Source organism: Streptomyces sp. A0958 (genome assembly GCF_004795035.1).
Lineage (GTDB): Bacteria > Actinomycetota > Actinomycetes > Streptomycetales > Streptomycetaceae > Streptomyces.
In genome coordinates, this window is the sequence record NZ_SSBK01000088.1 from 1 (window position 1) to 1,730 (window position 1,730).

Consider the following 1,730-nt stretch of genomic DNA (forward strand, 5'->3'; position numbering starts at 1 on the left):
CTTCGGCCTCGGCGCCGGGTCGGACCCGGCCGGTTCGGTGCTGGTCATAAGGGGTGATTCTCCTGTCGTGCCCTCTCAGGCTAACCCGACAGAGCGGGATGTCTCACCCAAGGCTGACAGAGAGGGGATGGGACGGCCGCCCGCGAGGGCGGCGGTTGCCCAGCCGAATCAGGTGGCTTCAGCTGGCCGAGGCCGGCGCTTCCGCTCGCGCGCGGGTGCTGGCGAGGCGGTAGGAGTCGGTGCCGGTCTCGATGATCGTGCCGTTGAACGTGAGACGGTCGACGATGGCCGCGCAGAGGCGGGGATCGGTGAAGGTCTTCGTCCAGCCGCCGAAGGACTCGTTTGGAGGCGATGGCAACGCTGTTCTTCTCCTCGCGGCGAGGGTGTGGATGGTGGCCGGGTCGATGTTGGGGTTGGCGTCGAAGTCGAAGGTCCGCAGCGACTTCTCCCTGGGGAAGCCGGCAGCCTTGATCCTGCGCTCAGAGCGTCGGCGGGCCCGGTCGTCGCACTCGGTCATCAGCAGATCGGCGGGGAAGCCGCGGTAGGTCATCTGGTCCTTGACCGCCCGGTCGGCGACGTCGGGGAACTCGTTGCGGATCGACGGCAGCCGCAGCAGGCGGCAGGCGGTGTCGATGGCTGCGTCGGCGGCCTGCTCGGCCAAGCCTCGCCGGCGGGGCAGGATCACTGTGCTTCTCCCTCTCGGCTGGTGCCGCCGCTGGCGCGGCGGCGTCGGAGCAACTGGTCATAGGGGTCACCCAGGGCAGCGGCCTGGTGTCCGGCGGAGGGTGGGCAAGGCGCCACTCGTGCAGGAACGTCACCGTCGCCGACCCGGAGGTGCCGGCGGGCAGGGCGGCGACGGGCGGCTCGTCTTCGGTCTGGGCGGTCTTGCGGGCCTCCAGAGTGGCTGCGTCCGAGGTCAGGGCCCCGACCCGTAGGGCGGTGGCAAGCCCGGCGACCAGGTGCTCGTGGGGGATGTGCCGGGCCGGCAGCAGCACCTCGATCAGGGCCCGGGTGCCGTCCCGCTCGCCGTGGACCTTGCGGGCCTGAGCCCACCAGGCGTCATGGAGCGGAGTGAACTTACCGCCGAGCGGGCATGTTCGAGTGCGGTGGCGCCGGGGAAGGCACCGTGCTTGTGGATCAGGACTTCGAGGTAGTGGTCCAGCTCCAGACGGCAGCTGGCTTGGCGATCAGTCGTTCGTGCCGGGCAACTTCCACGTTGTGGTCGCAAACCACCAGGTGGGAGGCGCGCAGGACGACACGGACGCGTTTGCCGATCAGGCGGACGGGCACCGAGTAGCGGTTGGTTCGGACGGTGATCTGGCTGTAGCGGTCGCCCCTGGGGGTGAACACCCGGCCGGTCTCGAACGGCTCCTCCGGCAGCGGCATCAGCAGCGGCTGTTCGGCGGCGTAGTGCTCATCGATGGTCCGCGGCCGCGATCCGATCCGGCGCCGGCCGTCGTGCAGGTCCCACAGCTCGACCATCTCGTTCAGCTCCGCCAGCGAGGAAACCTCCGGCACCGGAGTGAAGTGGTTGCGGCGGAAGTAGCCGATCTGCCCCTCGACCCCGCCCTTCTCGAGGGCGCCGTCGATGCCCGGGCGGCAGTAGTGTCCTGAGTCGTTAATTCGTGTGCAGTATGCGGCGAGGGTGTCGAGGATGTCGTCGGCAGTCTTCGTCCAGACGAATGGCTTGGGGTTCTTGTTCCACTCGTTGATCCAGCGGCGGATGTCCC

General features: G+C 69.1%; 1 protein-coding gene and 1 pseudogene. Both read right to left on the minus strand.

All coding sequences use genetic code 11. The features are described 5' to 3' along the window. Positions 1-178: 178 nt before the first annotated feature. Positions 179-685, minus strand: coding sequence for an ATP-binding protein (locus E6P78_RS32415; protein WP_136207191.1), 507 nt, complete (start codon positions 683-685; stop codon positions 179-181). Between the two features lie 920 nt (positions 686-1,605). Then, a pseudogene (locus E6P78_RS32425) lies at positions 1,606-1,730 on the minus strand (IS630 family transposase); the annotation flags it as partial.